Annotated in this window: 1 protein-coding gene; it reads left to right on the top strand. The window is 64.0% G+C overall.

Annotated features, from left to right (window positions below; all coding sequences use genetic code 11):
* Positions 1-138: 138 nt before the first annotated feature.
* Positions 139-1,361, top strand: a 1,223-nt coding sequence (locus H5U08_RS18960) for an FHA domain-containing protein (protein WP_297036772.1), incomplete at its 3' end; no start/stop codon positions are given.

Genomic DNA, 1,361 nt, shown 5'->3' with positions numbered 1-1,361 from the left:
CCGGTGAGCGCCCGCAATCGCCGCGGCGGCGTGTGACAAACTCGGTAGTTGGGCAGGCCGCCCCTTAGCGGTCATCATCGTCCGGGCAGTCCAAGGGGGCACCTTCGGCAGGCAGGGGTGCCCCGGTGTTCGGGATCCATGAACTCCGCGCGCTCCCATATCTCACTCTGGTGCGAAGGTGAGCTTCGGCTGGTGGCCGAGGGCTACGGCCAGACCCGCACCGTCGTGGTTCGCCAGCCGTTCGCTCGCTTCGGCACCCTCCAGGGATGTGAGCTTTCCCTCGGCGGCCCGGGAATGCCGAAACGCCTCCTCTATTTCCACGTCACGAAGGACGGCGTTTTCGCCCTGCCGCTCGTCCCTCGCGATCGCTTCGCGCCGCTGCCCTCCGGGTGGTTTCCCCTGTCGGGTCGCTTCGTCGTCGGGCCTTATCGGGTCTCATGGGAGTGGTGCAGCCACCAGGCAAACGAGCGGCCCCCATCCTCGGACGGCCTTCCCCCTGATCTGACGGCCAGAGGCACCGCCGCCGTCCAGCGCAGGGCGAAGATCCTCGTGGACAATCGCCCTTACGGACAGATGCGTCTTACCCGCGCTCTGACGCTCGTGGGACGCCGACCACCCTGTCATGTGGTTTTCACGTCCCGAACTGTTTCAAGCTGCCATTGCGTGATTATCTGCGACAACGAAGACGTTTGGGTGGTCGATCTGTGCAGCGGCAATACGAGCATGCTGGACGGACAGCCGATCAGTGCCGCCCGCTGGCCGAACGGAAGCACGCTCACCCTGGGCCGCGTGTCCCTGGTCCTGGAGGAGTTACCAAAGAATTCCCCCGGGCTCGTGGTGGCCTTTCAGGAACGGCAAGAAACCAGCACTGAGCCAAAGACCCCTGTTGCGATTCCTCAAAAACTCACCACAATGAGGGAGTTTGCGGCGGACGAACCGGTGCCAGTCGCGGAAGCCACAACTCCGCCCGCGGACACGCAAGGTGGCGGGCAGCTTGAAGGTGATTCCCTGCAAGGCGGGCCAATACCGCAGACAGATACGGACGTTTGGCAGCAGACCGCTGTATGGGAAGTGGTCGCGGCAGGGCCAGCCGCCGGCCATGACGGAGCATGCACGGAGATTCTCGTCGAGGAAACCATGCAGGGAGATCGCAGTTCAACCTGGGCCAAGGACCTGGTCCTCTCGCTTCTCGCCTCAGGGAATCTGGAGGTCCTTCCACCCGAGGAAACCGATCGCCAGTCACCTTCCTGCGATCCGGCCGGGCCTCTCACCAGCGGAGCGGCGGAATGGACCTCGGGCGCAGAGCATTTACCCCTGCCTGATCCCAGTCCTCTGCCCGACTCTTGGAATTCAAAAGTGCA

This window comes from Thermogutta sp. (assembly GCF_014359955.1).
GTDB lineage: Bacteria > Planctomycetota > Planctomycetia > Pirellulales > Thermoguttaceae > Thermogutta.
This window is presented reverse-complemented; position numbering and strand designations above follow the sequence as displayed.